Origin of the sequence: Microcoleus pseudofavosus SVA1_A4, assembly GCF_036700565.1 — a bacterium.
GTDB lineage: Bacteria > Cyanobacteriota > Cyanobacteriia > Cyanobacteriales > Microcoleaceae > Microcoleus.
Genome location: NZ_JAUBPE010000025.1, coordinates 1 through 19,285, shown reverse-complemented (window position 1 = coordinate 19,285; position 19,285 = coordinate 1). Strand labels below are relative to the sequence as shown.

General features: G+C 46.1%; 15 protein-coding genes. 4 read left to right on the top strand and 11 right to left on the bottom strand.

Annotated features, from left to right (window positions below; all coding sequences use genetic code 11):
• Window positions 1-97: 97 nt before the first annotated feature.
• A complete protein-coding gene (locus tag QUA02_RS12915) occupies window positions 98-1,135 on the bottom strand; it encodes a M20/M25/M40 family metallo-hydrolase (protein WP_333028238.1) in 1,038 nt (345 codons plus the stop codon).
• Between the two features lie 259 nt (window positions 1,136-1,394).
• Window positions 1,395-1,973, bottom strand: a complete 579-nt coding sequence (locus QUA02_RS12910; RefSeq protein WP_333028236.1) for a hypothetical protein — start codon at window positions 1,971-1,973, stop codon at window positions 1,395-1,397.
• Between the two features lie 343 nt (window positions 1,974-2,316).
• Between QUA02_RS12910 and QUA02_RS12905 the strand changes: the two genes are divergently transcribed.
• Both QUA02_RS12905 and QUA02_RS12900 read left to right on the top strand, forming a co-directional pair.
• Window positions 2,317-5,661: a sensor domain-containing protein gene (locus QUA02_RS12905; RefSeq protein ID WP_333028233.1), complete on the top strand. Its 3,345-nt coding sequence runs from the start codon at window positions 2,317-2,319 to the stop codon at window positions 5,659-5,661.
• Between the two features lie 51 nt (window positions 5,662-5,712).
• Entirely contained in the window at window positions 5,713-5,904 is a 192-nt protein-coding gene (locus QUA02_RS12900; RefSeq protein WP_333028231.1) for a hypothetical protein, read from the top strand.
• 187 nt (window positions 5,905-6,091) lie between these two features.
• On the opposite strand, the gene QUA02_RS12895 is transcribed toward QUA02_RS12900, so the two are convergent.
• The 7 genes from QUA02_RS12895 to QUA02_RS12865 form a co-directional block, all read right to left on the bottom strand.
• A complete protein-coding gene (locus tag QUA02_RS12895; RefSeq protein ID WP_333028230.1) occupies window positions 6,092-7,207 on the bottom strand; it encodes a PepSY-associated TM helix domain-containing protein in 1,116 nt (371 codons plus the stop codon).
• A gap of 89 nt (window positions 7,208-7,296) precedes the next feature.
• The gene (locus tag QUA02_RS12890) at window positions 7,297-7,635 is read right to left on the bottom strand and encodes an O-methyltransferase (RefSeq protein ID WP_333028229.1); all 339 of its coding nucleotides are present in this window, start codon (window positions 7,633-7,635) and stop codon (window positions 7,297-7,299) included.
• Window positions 7,620-7,988, bottom strand: a complete 369-nt coding sequence (locus QUA02_RS12885; protein ID WP_333028227.1) for an O-methyltransferase — start codon at window positions 7,986-7,988, stop codon at window positions 7,620-7,622. Before QUA02_RS12885 ends, QUA02_RS12890 begins: the two co-directional genes overlap by 16 nt.
• A gap of 87 nt (window positions 7,989-8,075) precedes the next feature.
• Window positions 8,076-11,060 carry a TonB-dependent siderophore receptor gene (locus QUA02_RS12880; RefSeq protein WP_333028224.1) on the bottom strand — a complete coding sequence of 995 codons (2,985 nt, stop codon included), beginning with the start codon at window positions 11,058-11,060 and terminating at the stop codon, window positions 8,076-8,078.
• 106 nt (window positions 11,061-11,166) lie between these two features.
• Entirely contained in the window at window positions 11,167-12,150 is a 984-nt protein-coding gene (locus tag QUA02_RS12875) for a class I SAM-dependent methyltransferase (RefSeq protein ID WP_333028222.1), read from the bottom strand.
• Between the two features lie 97 nt (window positions 12,151-12,247).
• A complete protein-coding gene (locus QUA02_RS12870; protein ID WP_333028220.1) occupies window positions 12,248-12,940 on the bottom strand; it encodes a hypothetical protein in 693 nt (230 codons plus the stop codon).
• Window positions 12,941-13,005: 65 nt separating this feature from the next.
• Window positions 13,006-13,875, bottom strand: coding sequence for a TonB-dependent siderophore receptor (locus tag QUA02_RS12865; protein ID WP_333028218.1), 870 nt, complete (start codon window positions 13,873-13,875; stop codon window positions 13,006-13,008).
• A 630-nt stretch (window positions 13,876-14,505) separates the two neighbouring features.
• Here QUA02_RS12865 and glgP point away from each other — a divergent pair.
• Window positions 14,506-17,064 carry an alpha-glucan family phosphorylase gene (gene glgP / locus QUA02_RS12860; RefSeq protein ID WP_333028329.1) on the top strand — a complete coding sequence of 853 codons (2,559 nt, stop codon included), beginning with the start codon at window positions 14,506-14,508 and terminating at the stop codon, window positions 17,062-17,064.
• Between the two features lie 274 nt (window positions 17,065-17,338).
• Here glgP and QUA02_RS12855 read toward each other — a convergent pair whose 3' ends face one another.
• Together QUA02_RS12855 and QUA02_RS12850 are read right to left on the bottom strand one after the other, a co-directional pair.
• On the bottom strand, window positions 17,339-18,124 hold the full coding sequence (locus QUA02_RS12855) for a DUF429 domain-containing protein (RefSeq protein WP_333028215.1): 786 nt from the start codon (window positions 18,122-18,124) through the stop codon (window positions 17,339-17,341).
• A gap of 12 nt (window positions 18,125-18,136) precedes the next feature.
• On the bottom strand, window positions 18,137-18,322 hold the full coding sequence (locus tag QUA02_RS12850; RefSeq protein ID WP_333028213.1) for a ribbon-helix-helix domain-containing protein: 186 nt from the start codon (window positions 18,320-18,322) through the stop codon (window positions 18,137-18,139).
• 295 nt (window positions 18,323-18,617) lie between these two features.
• Between QUA02_RS12850 and QUA02_RS12845 the strand changes: the two genes are divergently transcribed.
• A complete protein-coding gene (locus QUA02_RS12845) occupies window positions 18,618-19,100 on the top strand; it encodes a hypothetical protein (protein ID WP_333028211.1) in 483 nt (160 codons plus the stop codon).
• Window positions 19,101-19,285: the final 185 nt, after the last annotated feature.

Below are 19,285 nucleotides of genomic sequence, written 5' to 3'. Positions count from 1 at the left end.
CAGAGGTTCTGCCTCGCTTGCTTTGAGTGGGAAAATCGGAGGCAGAGCCTCCGGATCGGCGTTACCAGGCAGAGCTTGGTAAGAAGTAGATTACCGATTACCGAATTTCCAATAATTTAGCAGTAGCATTAACAACAATTTGAGCAGAACCGGCGAAAAAAGGTCGATCGATAGTTGCTAATGTATCGCTAGATTGGTGATAGTGGGGCGATCGCAAATTTGCAGTATCCGTCACCAACACAGCACCAATTCCTTTATACCAGAAAGGCGCGTGGTCGCTCCGCAAAACATCGGGAGTCAGCAACCCTTTGAGGGGAACCGGCAGCGCCACCACCGCAGGTAAATCGGCTTTTCCCGACTCCGCAAAACTTTTCAACAGCAGCGGGTGTTCCGCATCCCCAATCACAGCGATAAACTCGCCCAATTCGGGAGATTTTACCCCCGATGCTTCTAGAAAAGGTTGCGCTGTCAATCCTTCGGGATATTGCTGGCATCCGGGCGTGCGGCAGGCATAACCTACCATATCCAGGACGATCGCTCCCTGCAAATTTTTTAACCGCGCCGCGCTACCAGTAAATGCTAAACTGCCTAAAAGTCCGATCTCTTCCCTGTCGAAAAATGCTACTTGCAATGTCCGAGGCGTGGCACGAGAACCCAGCAATCTTGCTACTTCTAAAACTACTGCAACTCCCGTCGCATTGTCGTCAGCCCCGGGCGAGTTTGGTACAGTATCGTAGTGTGCTGCAACGAGAATTGCACCGGCGTTTGAGTCAGTACCTTTTCTCTCGGCGAAGACGTTGATTCCTCGATCGAACGGCTGCAATTCTGGGGAAAATCCTAATGTTTGCAGTTGTTTGGAAATGTAGTCTCTCGTGAAAGAGCGAGATCGTTCTCCCTCGCGTTCTCCTACTAAAGTCTCGACGTGTTTCCACAACCGAGATGGGTCAATTTGCGGCATAGCGACTGCATTTTTTTCAGCAGGAAGCGGTGAGAAAGACGGGTTTTGGGAAATGTTGATTTTGCGATCGATCGAAACTTCGGGTACAGCCGACAACCGCTGCCACGAGTCAGAACCCCAACCCGCAGCCGCCACCGCAACCAGAATAAATAGCACTATCCAAATCAATTGTTTCATCAGTAAGTCTATTTAAGATTGTAGACTGTTAGATTTTAGATTTTACATTGACACCATAGTTAAGAATAAACCTGTTTCAAAAAATGAAACTCAAAACTCTTAACCTTAGCTGCGGTAAGGTCAGTTTTTTATTTTTTAATTTACCTAAAAAAGCAGGTAAAAGCCTTTGAATGTCGCCGTCGAATCTGTATTGCTTATTGCCTCATTCAACAGCGACATTCTCGCCTAGTAATTTACTTTCACAATTCACAAGTCAAAACTACTTTTTGTCCAACTCAATTTCCTTGTTTTTCAATATCAACCCGCTGCTGCTGGTAACAGCGCAAGGAATAGTTTTTGCCGAAAATTCGACAATTTGAGTTGGTTTTTGAAACCACTCGGAATAACTGGGATTGAGTTCGTCGTACAGTGCTTTTAAAGCTTGGATTTCTGCCTCTAGCTGCGCTGCTGCTTGATTAATTCTGCGAGCTTGTGCTTGCAAGCGCTTTTCCCCCTTTTGAACGCGGTTTTCTACTTCTTGCCAGTATTCTCCGGCCAGCATTTTTTCTAGTTCACCTTGTTTGTAATTGAGTAAAGCCTGTTTTTGTTGCAGTTGCTTTTCAATAATTTTAGTCTCTCGGTCAATCTCCTGGATTTGCTGCAACCACTGTTCCCCAAAAGCAGCATTTTGCTGGTGGAACTCAGCAATGGCCTCGGAAGTATTATTCTTGGGAAAACTGACTGCCACTCGGCACTCTGAGCGCTGTACGCAAAGTTTTTCCCGCAACGAAAGCAGGGTGGCAAGTTCTGCTTGCAGCGCGGGGATTTCTGTTTGGAGTTCTGGGATCGTCTGACTCATTGGTTCAATTAGTGGGCTTCTGCATCGATTTTAAGCTAATTGTTTATTTTTCTAACAAGTCCCGGCCGCCGGATTGCGGGAATTATCTAATTTTAGCGCGCTCAGGGTCGATGTCTAGGCCTAATGGCGGATAATTTGTGGCACAATGGCCGATGACACATTTTAAATTAAGATTAAAATTATAATTAGTTACAAGCCTAAATTATTAGGTTGGGGAATTTTAATTTACCAATCAACATAAATGAAGGTTGGATCGGTTTTCCTATCGCACCTCAAGTTCTGCTCAATTTTTTTAGATGGTGGACTGCGGGAAAGGATATATTTAAAATTAGGAAGGGAGTACATGAAAATTACTGGTCAATTAATGTTGGGGTATTTAATGGCTGCTATTTTTGGTGTAAAATGTTGCATTAATGCAAAAATATTGCCGGCAAGTGTAGGGGATGGAGACGGCAATCGCGCTGTAGCAGCAATTTTGGTGGGGTCTGAGAAACTTAGCTATTTGCGATCGGCATCTCGCCCCGCTACTTCTGCAAGCGCCGACTTGTTTGTGGATAAATTATCCCAAATAAAACTGGTAAATCCACCGACACAAAATTTTATACACTCTCAGGAAATTTCTGAAAAAGAGCGTATTTTGAGTTTAGAAACAATCTGTTATCTGGGTTTTATTTCTGTAGTAATCTCCTTATTAATCAGGACGAATACGGTAAGTATCTTATCCAAGGCGATCGGGTTAATCAAACCGAAGTCTGAAACAGGGAAGGACAAGCTACCAGAAGAAGATACAGTATTGCATCCAAAAAAAGAACAGGATATCCGGGATACTATTGCCAAAATGACCCAAGATTTACAGCAAACTGCCGAATATGCCTTAGATATTTGCGAGGACATGAACGTCTCGATTATTGCCACCACCCCGGGCGGTCATATCCTGTCGTTAAACCAAGCTACCTGTCAACTTTTAGGATACTCTAAAAAAGAGTTGTTAGGTCAACAAATAGCCGGACTTTTTAAGAAAACTGACTCACCTGCGTCCGAGTTAGAATTAACAAATTTAACAGCCGAAGGTTCTGTCCGCAACGTCGAAAAAGTCTACCTTTCCAAACATGGAAAAAAAATAATTGTACTGCTTTCTATTTCAACTATTCGCGACCGCAAAGGCGAGGTCAGCGGCAAGTTGTATATAGCACAAGATATTACTGAGAGCAAGCGGGTTGAAAGAAATTTGCGGCGCAGTGAAAAAAAGTTTCGGCAATTGATAGAAACTGTTAATGCTGCTGCATTGATCTATCACCGCAGAGAGTTGCGCTATGTCAATTCTCAGACAGAAACTCTGACTGGATATACTCGCGAAGAATTGCTAGGGTTGGATTTATACGATTTAATTCATCCAGATTTTCGAGAAACAGTTAAAAAATGGGGTAAATCCAACCAGCCGCGATCGAGTGCCGGCTCAAAATATGAAGTGAGAATTCTCACGAAAACCGGAGAAACACGCTGGATTCAAGCAACTGTAGATATTATCAAATTTGAGAGAAAAGCGTCAATATTAGTCACAGCGTTTGACATCAGCGATCGCAAATTAGCAGAGTTAGAACTAGAAACATCTCTTTCCTTGCTTCAAGCAACCATTGAATCTACTGCTGATGGGATTCTGGCTGTTGACTGTGGAGGAAAAGTTGTCAGCTTTAACCGCAAGTTTGCCCAAATGTGGCAGTTGCCGGAGTTTCTGCTCGATTCGAGAGATAACAACCAAATTTTGGGGTTCGGAATCAACCAGTTAAAATACCCGGAAATCTTTCTCAATCGCGCTCAAGAATTGTCCGATCGCCCGGCAGCAGAAAGTGTCGATATCATCGAGTTTAAAGATGGCAGAATCTTGGAACGCTACTCGCTGCCGCAGCGCACAGGAGGCAAAATTACTGGTCGAGTATTCAGCTTTCGGGATGTAACGGAACGCGTGCAATCCGAAGAAAAACTGCGCAAAAGCGAAGAACGCTTTCACCTGCTGACGCGGGCGACAAATGATGCTGTCTGGGATTTTGATTTGTTAAAAAATGAGTATTGGTTGAGCGAAGAGTTTGAAAAAGTTTTTGGATACAAACTCAACGAAACTCAGACGATAGAATTAGAATCCTGGTGGCTAAATATTCATCCCGAAGAACGAGAAAGAGTGATGTTAAGCTTCAAGGAAACAATGAACTCAGATGCTCAATGTTGGTCGGAGGAATACAGCTTTCACCGTGCAGACGGGGGATATGTTTTTGTACTAGATCGCGGGTACATCATCCGCAATGAAAGTGGCAAAGCAGTAAGGGCGATCGGCACGATGATGGACATCACTCAGCGCAAGCAAGCTGAAGAAATTATCCGCTATCAAGCTGTTTACGACCAACTCACAGGTTTACCGAACCGGATACTTTTTAACGAGCAACTGCTGGCGTCATTAAAAAAAGCTAAAACAACCAAAAAAATGCTAGCTGTGATGTTTTTAGACTTGGACAGATTCAAAAAGATTAATGATACACTAGGTCACGCTGCGGGCGATCGCCTGTTAGAAGGTTTTGCCGGACGCATCAGCGACACTTTGCGATCGACTGATACGGTAGCCCGCTGGGGAGGCGACGAATTTACCGTACTGCTTCCCGACATCAATTGCTTAGAAGATGCAGTTAAAACAGCTCAAAGAATACTCGACAATTTAAAGCCAGCATTTAAACTAGAAGGACAGCCGTTTCATGTCAGCAGCAGCATCGGCATTGCCCTTTATCCAAACGACGGCGAAGATGCCGAAACTTTAGTCAAAAATTCGGATGTCGCCTTGTATCGCGCTAAAGAAATGGGAAGAAATAACTATCAGTTATATACTTCAACAATTAATCCCCAAGGCAGCCACTTGCTGACTCTAGAAAACAGGCTGCACGAGGCTCTAGAACAGGGAGAATTTGAGGTTTTCTACCAGCCAAAAGTCAATATCACTACTTGGCAAATCCAGGGTATGGAAGCTCTGCTGCGCTGGCAACATCCCGAATTAGGTTTAGTTGCTCCCGCTACATTTATTCCGATCGCCGAAGAGAACGGACTAATTGTACCTATTAGCGAATGGGTGCTGCAAACTGCCTGCATTCAAACTAAAGCTTGGCAGGATGCTTTGCAACCCGATTTGCGGGTAGCAGTCAACTTTTCGGCTCGGCAGTTCCAGCAATTTAATTTAGTACAAATGGTGGCGAACTGCTTGGAAAAAACTAATTTAGCACCGAAGTATTTAGAGTTAGAAATTACCGAGACTACAGCAATGCAAGATGTGGATTATACCACAAAAGTTCTGAGGGAGTTGCAGAATATGGGAGTGCAGATTGCGCTGGACGATTTTGGCACGGGTTATTGTTCTCTAAATTATCTCAAAAAGTTTCCCTTGAATATCTTAAAAATAGACAGGTCGTTTGTCAGCGAAATGACGACCGATCCGTGCGAACGGGCGATCGCCAAGGCTGTAGCGACGCTGGGGCGAGATTTAAACTTGAGCGTGGTAGCCGAAGGAGTGGAAACTAAAGAGCAGTTGGAGTGTTTGCGCGAACTCCACTGTCAAGAAATTCAGGGCCACTATTTCAGCCCTGCCCTCTCGGCTGGCGAGGCTAGCAAACTTTTGGTAAATTCTCTGTTGAAAAAAGTGAAAATTGCTTGAGACGGATCGGTGAGGGCGATCGGGCTTTAAGATTATTGAATGTTTAATTTTATGTATGAAAGTATATTAAGTGCGCGAGTAAAGGAGAGTGTCACGATCCAAATCAACCAGCGAAAACTAACTTTCGAGGAATACCTCAGCTATGAAGACAATACCGACAACCGCTACGAATTGATTGATGGAGAGTTAATCGCGCGGCCGCCAGAATCAGAACCCAATACCTGCCCCTGGGTTGGTAGTTAAGGTCGTCAGTCACGGCAGAGTCGGGAACGGGACTACGATCCTCTTCTGCAAGCTTCGCCAACGCAAACGAGCTCAGTCCTCCGCCTGTGGCATCCCGGAGTATTGGATTGTTGACCCCTTTCTCTCACAAGCGTTAAATAGGTGAAAATCCAAGCAAACAAATTAACGCCAAGCTCGATAAATTATTCTAAGAAAGCCGATTTGACTGAGTTTCATCCGCAAGCAATTGGGATGCTGATTCCCGTCTTGCCATCAGCCACCGTCTGCGTTTCCAATTCACCAAACCAGTGATTAATAAAACGGTGGGTATAAAACCGATGAATACATAGAGAATGCGAGTATAAATTCCGCCGAAAAGACCGAAATGAAGACTACCGATCGCAATCATAAACTTTAACATAGGCGGCGGTTCTACAACCCGATTGACTTTCAACACTTTCCCACTGTATCGGTTCAGTTCTACGTTACTCAAAGCAAATCGAATTGACTCGTGAGGAAGTTGCTTGCTAACCGTAATTTTTTCAGGTTGATCTTCGTCAAAAACTACATAAGTCGTTTTTCCATCCGGCATAGCTGCATCAGCTTTGCGTAAAATTTCGCTTAAAGCTACGGGTTGTTTGGCAGGAGGTAATACTTTTGCAACTTGCGGAGGTTGATTGAATGCAAATAGCAGGACGAAGCCTGAAAGCATGGCACCTGTCGCAGCCAGAATCAGTAAAAATGTACTTGATAAAATGCCTCCGACTTGATGGATGTCGTAACTTAATAACGGTAGTGGCGCTGTTGTGCGAACTGTAAAGCCGCTTTTCAATTTTCGCCAACCAGTCCACAACATTGTCCCTGTAATTACGATGAGTAAAAATAGCAAACCCGTCACGCCGACAATCACTTCTCCAATTTGACCTAGAGCTAATTTGTAGTGCAAGTTGTAGAGAAATCCCATTAGCGATCGCTCCCATTTTCTCGCCCCTAAAACCTTAGCCGTGTAGGGATTGACAAATGTATCTAGGTTTCCCCCGTCTTTGGCTTTTATTGTTACCTGATAGCTGCCATCCGGCGTTTGAGGAAAGCGAATCGACTCTAGAGGGAAGTCAGGATAAGCAGCTTGAACTGGCGCAACTATTTTATCAAGGGATACTAGCTTTGCTTGGGGAACAACTCGCATTAAAGATGGGTTAATTCTGCGATCGAGTTCTTGGTGAAAGACAATGGCGCCACCTGTCAAACTAATGATACTTAGTAATAGCCCGATTGCGATCCCAATCGCACCATGTATTGTTAGTATCAGTTTGCGAACTTTCATATTTGGCAATTCCTTGTTTAGATAAAAGCTATAAATTGAACCAGCCGCTTTTAAATAGATTAGATTGCTCTGATTGCATTAGATGCAACTTATCTCACCTTGACTGAAAACTCGGTGCCATTTCTTAGAGGCAACGTTGCCGATCGATAGCCGTTAGCTGGGTCTTGCAAAAACTCGACGTAGGGTTTCATGTCATCTTTGAACGTCCCAACGTTATCAAACACGACTATTCCCCCCGGTCTCACGAACGGATCGACTAGCTCGATCACATCGAGCGCTAGATGTGCCCAACCATCGATCGGCACCATATCGATGGTTTGATTTAAGTTCTTGAGAGCTTGCAAAGCATCTCCCTCACGGATTTCAACAAAAGTTTCCAACCCAGCATCAGCGATGTTCTTTCGGGCTTGCACTACTTTCTCAGGCACAATCTCGGTGCCGTAAGCAACGCCACCCCCTTATCTCTGACGGCAGTTGCCAGATACAGCGTGGAAATGCCAAATGAAGTGCCATATTCCACGATCGTTTTGGCATCGATCGATCGTCCTAACAAATACAGAAAGTTTCCTCGATCCCGTTCAATCGAAATGTATTTGTCGTTGTAAAAATCGAGTCCTGTTGTTTCCCATCGGATGCCTTTACCTGTGAATAATCTCGGTAGTTTTGGCAGGTAGTGCAGCAGCAGTTGACCGAACTGGCGATCGGCTGGGTGATGCAGCCGATCTAACACCGCTTCAATCTTTGGGTCATTCTGAACGCTGGCTCTGGAATCTTTAGCCATAATAGTCCCAATCATTTCATGGTGAATATGCCATTTTATCTCGCAGAAACTCCGGGAGTAATTTACGGAATTTAATTTTTTACCTAACTAAAACTGTATGGAAAATGAACCAATTACTGTCAATGGTTCACCAGGCTGATTGCCTGAGTCGCGGGCACCATTGACAGCTTCAATGTAGTTGACATTGAACAGGTTTTTAATATTTATGGCAGCTCGCCAATTATCGCGCTGATAAAAAACAGCAGCATTGGGCAGGAAATAACTATCCGCTTGAAAGCTGTTAGATAAATCCCCTTGTCTCTCGCCCACATAGCTGAACCCAACCCCAAAACCTAAACCCTGCAAATCGCCGCTTTGAATTTCATAAGTTGTCCACAGACTACCGCTATGTTTGGGAACATTAAACAATCTGTTGCCCACCAAATCGCGGTCTGTATCTGCTGTAATTTCAGCGTCAGTATAGGCGTAAGCTGCAATAATATTCCACCCCGGCACAATTTGTCCTGAAATATCGAATTCAAGACCTCGACTCCGCTGTTCCCCAGAGGCAATTGAGAATAAAAGATTATTCGGATCGGTGACAGCAACGTTCTGTTTTTTAATGTCAAAGTATGCCACTGTAGCCGCCAGCCTTCTGTCGAGCAACTCAGCTTTGACACCGACTTCGTAACCCGAGCCGGTTTCGGGTTCGATCAGACCGCCCCCGGCTGTTGTTGCCGAACCTGGATTAAAAGAGCGCGAATAACTCGCATAAAGAGAAACTTCTGGAATGGGTTGATAAACAATACCTACACGGGGGGTAAAATCATCGTAATTTTGAGTTGTTTCGCTTTCCTCTGAGCTGGAATCACCCGAAAGCACTCGGTTTTTTTGCTCTGCGGTGTCGTAGCGAAGACCTGCTAGCAGCTTTAAACTCTCGAAGATTGAAATTTGATCTTGCACGTAGAAACCATATCGGCTTGTCTCTACCCTATTTCCTCCCAAACTAGGTAGTGTATCCTCATCAGGTCTGGGAAGTTGTCCATAAACCGGATTGAAAATATTGAGGGAAGTCGGTGTTTCAAAATCAGCTACTGTGAAAATTCTTTCATTATTGTAGCTAATGTCTGCACCAAATATAAGGGTGTGTTGAACTGAACCTGTAGCAAACTCACCTACGATGTTTGTTTGGAGGGCGTAGTTTTTATCTTGGCCGTCTTGAGAAGCAAAGAAGCGAGTAAGGGTGCTAGTTGCATCATCAAAGCCACTTGGAAGAGCGATTACATTGAAATCGTATTCGTAGGATGAATAGCGAAACGCATTTCGTAGCTTCCAATTGTTACTGAAACGGTACTCGAAATTGTAGCCAACATTCAAGTATTGAGTGTCTACTCTATCCTCGGGTTCGCCGGCAACGCGATCGCGCGGAACGTCAACAACTCGACGACCAATCACAGGCAGTCCATTATCAGCAGCCCGCTTATCATCGGTATATTCAAGAGAAACTGTCAAGTCGGCGCGATCGCCTATTTTCCAGGTAAGCGTCGGCGCAATAAAGAGCCGCTGATTGTCTTGGTCAAAGCCCCGATAACTATCACTTGTTTGGTACAGTCCGTTCAGGCGGTAAAGCAGGCTGCGATCTGAGGTTAAAGGGCCGGAAATGTCAAAGCGGGGCCGGATAAAACTCTGGTTTCCAAGTTGCAGTTCAGCTTCGTAGAAAGGTTCTGACAGCGGTTGTTTGGATACTAAGTTAATTAAACCGCCTGGTTGAATCTCGCCGTACAAAATTGAAGCTGGCCCTTTCAGAACTTCAACGCGATCGAGGTTGGCGACTTCTGGAAAAGACTGATAATTACCATATCGCCTGAACCCATCTCGCAAGACAGGAGCATCGCCAAAACCCCGAAGGCCGAATGTGGTGCCCCGCCCTGTAAGATTTCCGCCCACTGTGACACCGCTAACGTTGCGGAGTGCCTCATCTAAGCGAGTGACTTGTTGATCTTCTATCACTTCTTGAGGAACTACTTGGATCGACTGAGGAATATCTCGAATTGGCGTGTCGGTGCGGGTGGCGGCGGAAGCATTCGGTTCGCGATAGGGAGTTTGCTGTCTGGCGGTGACGGTAATTTCAATTTCTTTTGTGCTGACACTCAGAACTAAACCGCTATCGCTTTTGACTACACCTGCTGTTGGCAAATTTTCTTGCCCTGTAATGCTGATGCGGATGCTAACGGCATCAACAGCAGTCACCGTGACTGAATTAATCCCCTCAAATGGATTCTGGGCATTAAATTCTCCACCCCCTGGCAGGGCTAATTGAGCATTGGCAATCTCAGCGATCAGGGTTTTTCCCTCTGCCCTAGTATTCGCTTGCAGCACTTGCCCGGAAGCCGTTTCTAAAATGACTTCTAAACCTGCCGGAGTTGAGTTTAGTCGCACTCCTGTTACTTGTACGACTGATTGAGATATCTGCACTCCTGAAGAGAAGCTAAAACTTGGTTGCCGCGGCAATAACCCCTCTGCACTGGTGCTGGGTTGTTCTATTTCGTTGACTTTCGCGATTTCTGTTGTTGGCACTAATGGCTGTGCGGATGCTAGTGAGATATTAGACATCTCCACAGACTCTTCTGGGGCAGGCATCTTGCCTGCCATTGACTGTATTTTTACAGTCGATTTATTAAGAGTAAAACTTTCGCTCTCGCTCGGCTTTGAAGTATCAAATGTCAAGTTAGAATTTGGTTGGTTCTCTTCCCCGGCTACAGGAGATTTAACTTCTAACTCGATCGCTTCGGTTTCCGAATTTTCTGACATCGGTATTTCCGATGAAGCTGTTACTAATTCGGCTGTTTCCGCAGCTCTAGCCTGCCCTATTGCTAGGAATGAAGTCAAGTTGAAATTTGGTTGGTTCTCTTCCCCGACTACAGGAGATTTAACTTCTAACTCGATCGCTTCAGTTTCCGAATTTTCCGATCTCGGTGTTTCCGATGAAGCTGTTACTAATTCGGCTGTTTCCGCAGCTTTAGCCTGCCCTATTGCTAGGAATGACATCGTACCAATTAAACACAAAGAATGGACTAAATTAAAACGTTTCACAATTAAACCTCACACACGACTAAATAAACTTGAACAGAAATCATGGAACTTATTGCAGGATTACGGTTTTTCTCCTGCCACTAAGATACCTAACCGTTGCTGGGAGCTACGAAGGTTGGCAAACCCAATCTTGGTCAACCATTCTCAGATTGTTGGCGGAGGCCAAATACGCCCGCCACAGGTGACGTAGTAGAAGAGAAAATAAACTAATTGGTGAACTCAGTTTGCCGCGATCGCCTGGATGAAACATATCATTAACGCTCGCGCTGCCACCCGATCGCAGTGCTTGAAATGCTTTTGATAGGGTCACTTCGCACTCCTCAGCTTTGAGGCAATGCAGAATATTAGAGAGAAAAACAACATCATAATTGGTGTCCCAATCTGTCTCTAGTAAATTGCCTTCAATGTAACGAATGCGCGAACTAAAGCCGGCCTCTTCAATTCTTAGTTTACCTGCTTTTATCGCATTAGGCAAATCCAGAATATCAACTTTTAAATCTGGATACTGCTGGCAGAAAGCAATGCTGTATTCAGCAGGCCCACCAGCCACATCCAGCAATCGTTTGGGTGTCGGATTTAGCTTAGCAAACTTTAGTACATTTGGCGCTCCTTTTTTACCACTGCTTTTGAGCATCGTGTAGTAGTTTAAGGAGTAAGTGGGAGATTGAGGATCGAAGTGAAAATTAGGAACTTCTCCGGTGCGGATGTCTTCTTCCAGTAACACCATTTGTCGGCTAATATCTCCAGCTAATCGCAGGAAATCCTGAATGTAACCGCCAGCTTGAGTTAAATGTCGCGCTGATTCTTGAGTAAGTTTGTACCGATCGCCTTGGCGGTTTACAAATCCAAAGCCGTCTAGACTTTCTAGCAAAACTTGCATTCCGCGAGCATCGCAATTCATGGTTTTTGCTAGTTCATTAGCAGTTTGGGGATGCTTTTTCAAGGCATCAAAAAATCCCAATTGCACGGCAGTTACTACAGCTTGACTGACTCCCATGCCGAGCATTGCTAATAAAAATGGCGAGAGTTCTTTTCTGCTTTCGAGCGCGATCGCTTCTAGGATATTTTCTGGTTTTACACTTAGTCGCATTTATTTTGTCCTAGTCTTATTAAAGTTAACATGAGTTTTGAAATTTTTTTGGCCAGAAATAGACTGCTCAACAGAGATAACCCACTTACTGCTAATGTCACTCTCCTTTACCGCATTTTGTTTTGCCGCCACCGCAATAAGTCGCAAACCAAGGACTGAATTTAGCCGCATCTTCTGGATCTTTGGTCATATTCACAAGCGTTGCAAAGCTAGATGGCTTACTGGCATACCGAAAGTGCATATGTATTGGTTCACCATTTGATTCACCGTGCGGCGGGATGAAACTGAGATACTGGAATTGATTGCAGCCTGGATCTTGCTTTTCTTGTTTCACCAACTCAAATAAATCCCAAGTTATTTTATATTCGGCGTAATACTTGGCATCGCCAGTTGCACCCATGTAGACATACTGGCAGTTGCGCGCGATCGGTTTTTTCCCGGCTGCATCTTTGTAGAAGCTGAATTTCTCCATTTTTTCGACATCAATGCGTTTGGGGTTGCGCGGATCTTTGACAGAGTTTTGGTGTTCTGTGTTGAGATTAAACACGCCATTAAATCCTAAGTAAGGGACTTTATAAGCATTCATCGAAATAACTTGAGTAGCTAGAGGTGATGGAGGCGTAATTTTTGGGGGCGCTGCCGGAGCCGTCTTTTCAGAAAGATTTGCAATGTTTTCTGAGGCTGGTTTCGCGTCAGGTTGACTGACTTGCGGTGCATCTGATAGGGCTTGACAAGCGATCGCCATTACCCCAGTTAGAATGAGAATTGGATTAAGTTGAAATCGTTTCATGGTGGAGTCTGCTGGTAGAAAAAATTAGAACGCCATTGAGTCGTTGCAAAGTCGCAAAATAACTATCACAACTGCACGGTAAATGAAGCAATTACTGTCAATGGTTCACCAGGCTGATTGCCAGAAGCTCTGCTACCCGTGATAGATTCCATGTAGTTGACATTGAACAGGTTTTTAATATTTATGGCAGCTCGCCAATTATCGCGCTGATAAAAAACAGCAGCATTGGGGAGGAAATAACTATCCGCTTGAAAGCTGTTAGCTAAATCCCCTTGTCTTTCGCCAAAAAAGTTTAACCCAACCCCAAAACCTAAACCCTGCAAATCGCCGCTTTGAATTTCATAAGTTGTCCACAGACTACCGCTATGTTTGGGAACATTAAACAATCTGTTGCCCACCAAATCGCGGTCTGTATCTGCTGTAATTTCAGCGTCAGTATAGGCGCAAGCTGCAATAATATTCCACCCCGGCACAATTTGTCCTGAAATATCGAATTCAAGACCTCGACTTTGCTGTTCCCCAGAGGCAATTGAGAATAAAGAATTATTCGGATCTGTGACCGCAACGTTCTGTTTTTTAATGTCAAAGTATGCCACTGTAGCCGCCAGCCTTCTGTCGAGCAACTCAGCTTTGACACCGACTTCGTAACCCGAGCCGGTTTCGGGTTCGATCAGACCGCCACCGGCTGTTGTTGCCGAATCTGGATTAAAAGAGCGCGAATAACTCGCATAAAGAGAAAGTTCTGGCTGTAACCCAGTGGCGATCGCGGGCTCTTGTTGAGGCAATTTCTCTGATTCACGATGAATCTCGATCGTCGAAGGTGCGATCGATCGCTCAGATTCTGTTAAGTCCTCTTTAGCAGCCTCAGCCGCCACTGAAGGCGCGATACCAATACTCAGCAGTGCAACGCACGCCCATGATAAATACAGTTTCATCTTCAAACCACACACCGGTAATATTTGGGGCTGCTACGCAATTCGTAAGGGTGGCGGTCAACAACCCAGCACTTATCAGTAATAATTTGCAGTAACTCGCTCAAAATATAATAAGTGTGGTGTCAATGTCAAGTAAAATTTTCACTTATTTATTAACAAAAATTATCATTTATTAGTAAAATGCGCCGGAGGGCTGATGGTCGATTGGGGGGCCTGCCGTTGATGCCAACAAACACGTTACACCTCCAGTCCGGCCTTCGGGGCCTGTGAGGACTTGAGCTATAAGCTTCGGACTTAAGTCTAAGAGCGGACTGGAGGCTTAAGTTGACATTGATGCTCGACCTAATCAAGAACTAATCTTAATAAGCTCTGACAACAGCCTGAGAAGAACTTATTGAGAAGGAAGAGCGATCGGGCGTTACCGATCGCTCGGCCTGGACTGAACCGAGAAACCCGATCCACAAGTGCGGCAAGTCGTTTTAAAGGCGATCGAACTCAGCAGCAGCCACCGAAGTTAAGGTAACAGTCGATCGCCCCCCGCAGCTTAAAACTTAAAATAGTGTGCAGAATAACGGACTTGCACCTAAAGACAGAGGAAAATATCGCTACTCCAACATAAAGGCTTTGTCTATGCAGCCGATTCGCACATTTAACGTTTCCCCGTCCCTACCCCCAATCCTCGAACCCCTGCGCAAGCTTGCCTACAATTTGCACTGGGACTGGAACGTCGATACCAAAGACCTCTTCCGCCGCCTCGATCGAGACCTGTGGGACTCCAGCAACCAAAACCCGGTGCTGATGCTCGGAACCATATCTCAAGAGCGACTGCAAGAAATGGCAGAAGACGAAGGCTTCATTGCCCAAATGAACCGAGCAGCCCAGCAGTTAGACGATTATCTCAAAAATCGCGCCTGGTACCGCAAACAGCGCGGTACAGAGCAGCAAGAATGCTACGCTTACTTTTCGATGGAATTCGGCTTAGTTAAAGCCCTACCAATCTATTCCGGCGGTTTGGGCGTACTCGCAGGCGACCACCTCAAATCAGCTAGCGATTTGGGCTTGCCCTTAGTCGGTGTCGGCCTGCTTTACCAAGAAGGTTATTTTTCGCAGTATCTCAACGCCGACGGCTGGCAGCAAGAACGCTATCCGCTCAACGATTTCTACAATATGCCGCTGCACCCAGAACGCAATCCCGACGGTTCGGAATTGCGGATTGAGGTGGACTATCCCGGCCGCAAGGTGTACGCCCGGATTTGGCGGGTGCAAGTGGGAACGGTTCCTTTGTACCTGATGGATACAAATATTGAACCTAACAGCCGCTACGACCAAGATATTACCGACCAACTGTATGGCGGTGATAAAACTCTGCGGATGCACCAAGAAATCATGCTGGGCATCGGCGGCGTGAAAATGCTCAAGGCATTGGGGCTGAAAGTTACGGCTTATCACATGAATGAAGGCCACGCGGCTTTCATGGCTTTGGAACGCATTCGGATGCTGATGGAGGAATATCACCTGAGTTTCGTGGAAGCGGAACAGGTGGTGGTTTCGAGCAGTATGTTTACGACTCACACGCCGGTACCTGCTGGGTTTGACTTGTTCGAGCCGGATATGGTGATGCACTATCTCGATCAATATCCCAAGATGTTTGGCTTGTCGCAAGATGAGTTTCTGGGATTGGGCCGCGAGAATACTCGCGATTTGTCCGGGCCTCTGAATATGGCAATTTTGGCTATTAAAATGTCAAGTTTTGTCAACGGGGTGGCGGCTTTGCACGGTGTGGTGTCGCGCCCGATGTTTCAGGGGTTGTGGCCGGGTTTGCCGCAGGAAGAAGTGCCGATTACTTCGATTACCAACGGGGTGCACGCTCGCAGTTGTGTGGCTAAGTCTACTCAGGAGTTGTACGATCGATACCTCGGCCCGGAGTGGGAAATGACCGGCAAGGACGATCGTCTGTGGGACAGGCTTTCGTCGATTCCTGATGAGGAACTGTGGCGCAATCACGAACGCTGCCGGTCGGAGTTGGTAGTGTTCGCGCGGGAGTGGCTGCAAAAGACTTTGCGCGAGCGCGGTGCGGCCCAAACGGAAATCGAAAACGCGCGCGAGGCTCTCAATCCGAAGGTGCTGACGATCGGGTTTGCACGCCGTTTTGCTACTTACAAGCGGGCGACGCTATTTTTGCGCGATGTCGATCGAATTATGCGGATCATGCGGGACAAAAACCGCCCCGTGCAGTTTGTGATTGCTGGGAAGGCTCACCCGATGGATATTCCGGGTAAGGAATTGATTCGGGATATCGTTCACTTCATCCGCGAGCACGACACGATGAGCTCGATGGTGTTTTTGCCGAACTACGACATTAACGTGGCTCGGATGATGGTGTCTGGCTGCGATGTGTGGCTGAATACGCCGCGCCGCCCCCGGGAGGCTTCCGGTACTTCGGGGATGAAAGCTTCGATGAACGGTTTGCCGAATCTGAGCATCCTCGACGGATGGTGGGATGAGGCTGATTATGTTCGTACCGGTTGGCCGATCGGACATGGGGAGTTTTACGAGGATACTAAGTATCAGGATGATGTCGAAGCGAATGCTTTGTACGACTTGATGGAAAAGGAAGTTGTACCGCTGTTTTACAACCGGGATGCTGATGGCATTCCCCGCGGTTGGACGGCGAAAATGAAGGATTCTATTGCCTTGAATTGTCCTTTATTCAATACTGCTCGGATGGTGAAAGATTACGCGCGGCGGGCATATTTCCCGGTGAGCGATCGCTTCCACACCATGACTTCGGATAATTGCGCTCCGGCGAAGGAGTTGTCTCACTGGAAGAAGCACGTTCTCGCGAAGTGGCAAGACATTAAGATTGAGGCTGTTGATATTTCCCAGGATAAAGAAGTTAAGGTCAATCAGTCGATCGCTGTTAAATCTCGGATCGATCTGATGGGATTGACACCGGCTGACGTGCAAGTCGAACTTTATCAAGGTTCGGTTGATGCTAACGGAGAAATTGTCGGCGGCGTGCCGGTGGTGATGGAGTATTTGGGTGAAGATTCCCAGAATACTAGCCTTTATACGGCTGATATTACTTATACTTCTAGCGGCTTGCAAGGTTTGTCGTTGCGGGTTTTGCCCAAGCACGACAATCTCAGCAGTCCTTATGAAGTTGGTGTGATTCTCTGGGCGCATTAGTCAGTTGACTGTTGACTGTTGACTGTTGACTGTTGATGGTTGACTGTTGACAGTTGACAGTTGACTGCTGACTGTTGATATCAATTCCGGTAACACTCATACATGATATAGAGGACACGGCAGTGCCGTTTCCCTACCCCGATTCATTGTAGGGAAACGGCACTGCCGTGTCCTGATTTCGGGTAATATCAATTCCGATGCTACCGGATTTGATATGACTATTGAGAGGAGAATAAAGGAAGATTTTCCTAATTCTCCCATTCTTCCTCTTTTCTTATCTTGCTTGGGGAATGACGATGTAGCCGGTTGTGCGATCGCCCAATACCAAATTCCGCTCTATTCCCCAGTACCACCAGTGCGCGCCGATATAAGCGCACAGCAAGGCATCTAGCTGGTCTTCTAAGGCTTTGAGGGTGGCGATGCTGGTGGGCATTTCGGGGAGGTTTGAACCGCCAAGGCTCACAGGCAAGATGCCTGTGCCACAGCTCACAGGCATCTTGCCTGTGCCACAAGACAGATTTAGAGAGGGTTCAAGGCTCGGTAAAATATCTACAATATACTGGCAGAGTTTCATCAATTCTAGTTGACGTTCTGCCAGTTTTCCTTTTTTGTATTTGATGATTTTGTCTAATTTAAATAAGTTTATTGTGGCTGGATGGGGATAGACTTCTATTTGATATCTGCCTAATTTTTGAGATTCTATTATCGGTGCGTGGACAAATCCTCTGGCTTCTAAACAAAGGCCGAATTCGACTGTTTTTTGGGCGAAGGGGCGGGAAAGGTTGGCGGGATAGCAGCCGGCGTGGTAGCGCCCGAAGTGTTTGTGGGTGAGTTTGTCGGCCGCGCGCATTCCGGTTAGATTAGCGATGATTGTGGGGGCGTCTACGGCGACGATCGCACTTTCGGTTGGGGAGACTTGGGTATCGATCCAGGTGATGATGTCCTTCAGGGATTGTTGGCGATCGCACTCTATTAATTGCAGTCGATCGTTTTCCCAATTTAAGCAGCACAATCCGCTTGCTCCTGAACTCCAACCTAAGTCTATGCCGATAAATTTCATAGTTAATTTGGCTCAACTTTTAGGTTGTTTCTCATCGGATGGCGGGGGCTGTTTTTGTACTTGTTTTTGGCGTTCTCTGACAGCTTGTTCCAAAATGAATGCTGACAAGCCGCTGATTGAACGGCGTTCCTCATTTGCCCACTCTTGAAGTAGGTCATGGATTCCTTCTGCTATGGAGGTTGATATGCGTTTAGCCATGAGAGGTTAATTGTTTCTGATTTAAGCCGATCGTCATTGTCCAGTATTGTAGACGATTTTGTCTAATATGCAGCATTATGCTGCTATTAAACAGCACTATGCGCCGATATCGCGTTTATATTGTGCTGTATCTAGACCATTATGTCAAATATAAAGCATATATGCTTGACTTATGCGGCATATATGGTTAAACTCTTAGAGAGTCAAAAGCCAGCGCTGAACTTTTGCAGGGCCCGCGCTGGCTAATGGTTCCCCAAATACAAGGAGACAATCCACATAAAAGGAGACAATTACTATGGTAAAGCCTGTGAGCGACGGCAGCGAATATAACCGCGGCTATCAACAAGCTTTGAATGATTTTGGCATCACGCAACTGCTGTCGGGTATCCGCAGCTACTCGGATGAGGATTTTGAGGCCGATCGCGCGCGCATGACTGGGCCAGAGCTCGAAAGCTTTGCGGTGTTTCTGATTCTGCGCGTCGGGGCGAATCTCAAAGGTAGTACGATCGCCCGCTACCTCCACACTCTCAGAAAAGCCAATTCTCCGACGATCGCCGATCGCCCCGCGATCGAACTCAACTCAAATTCGCGATCGAAAACACCTGAAAAGTCAAAGGAGGGCGATCGCACTTCTTGGGCGATCGTCCGAATTTTACCGAATGCTGAGCACTATACAATTGCGCGTTTTGTCAACCGCCAAGATGCGGACGATCGGCGGAGGGCTTTGTGTCGGTTTATTCCGGGGGGCGTGTTTGAAGTTGTGTGCGATCGCACCTAATCAATAAACACAAATCCCGTAGGGTTCACTAAATCGAGATCCCCCTAAATCCCCCTTAAGAAGGGGGACTTTGAATGCTCTTGTCCCCCCCTTCTTAAGGGGGGTTAGGCAGGGTGGATTAATTGTCAACGCAATAATGTATCATAGAAGAGGCAATCAGATATTACCATCGGGTAAGACTATCA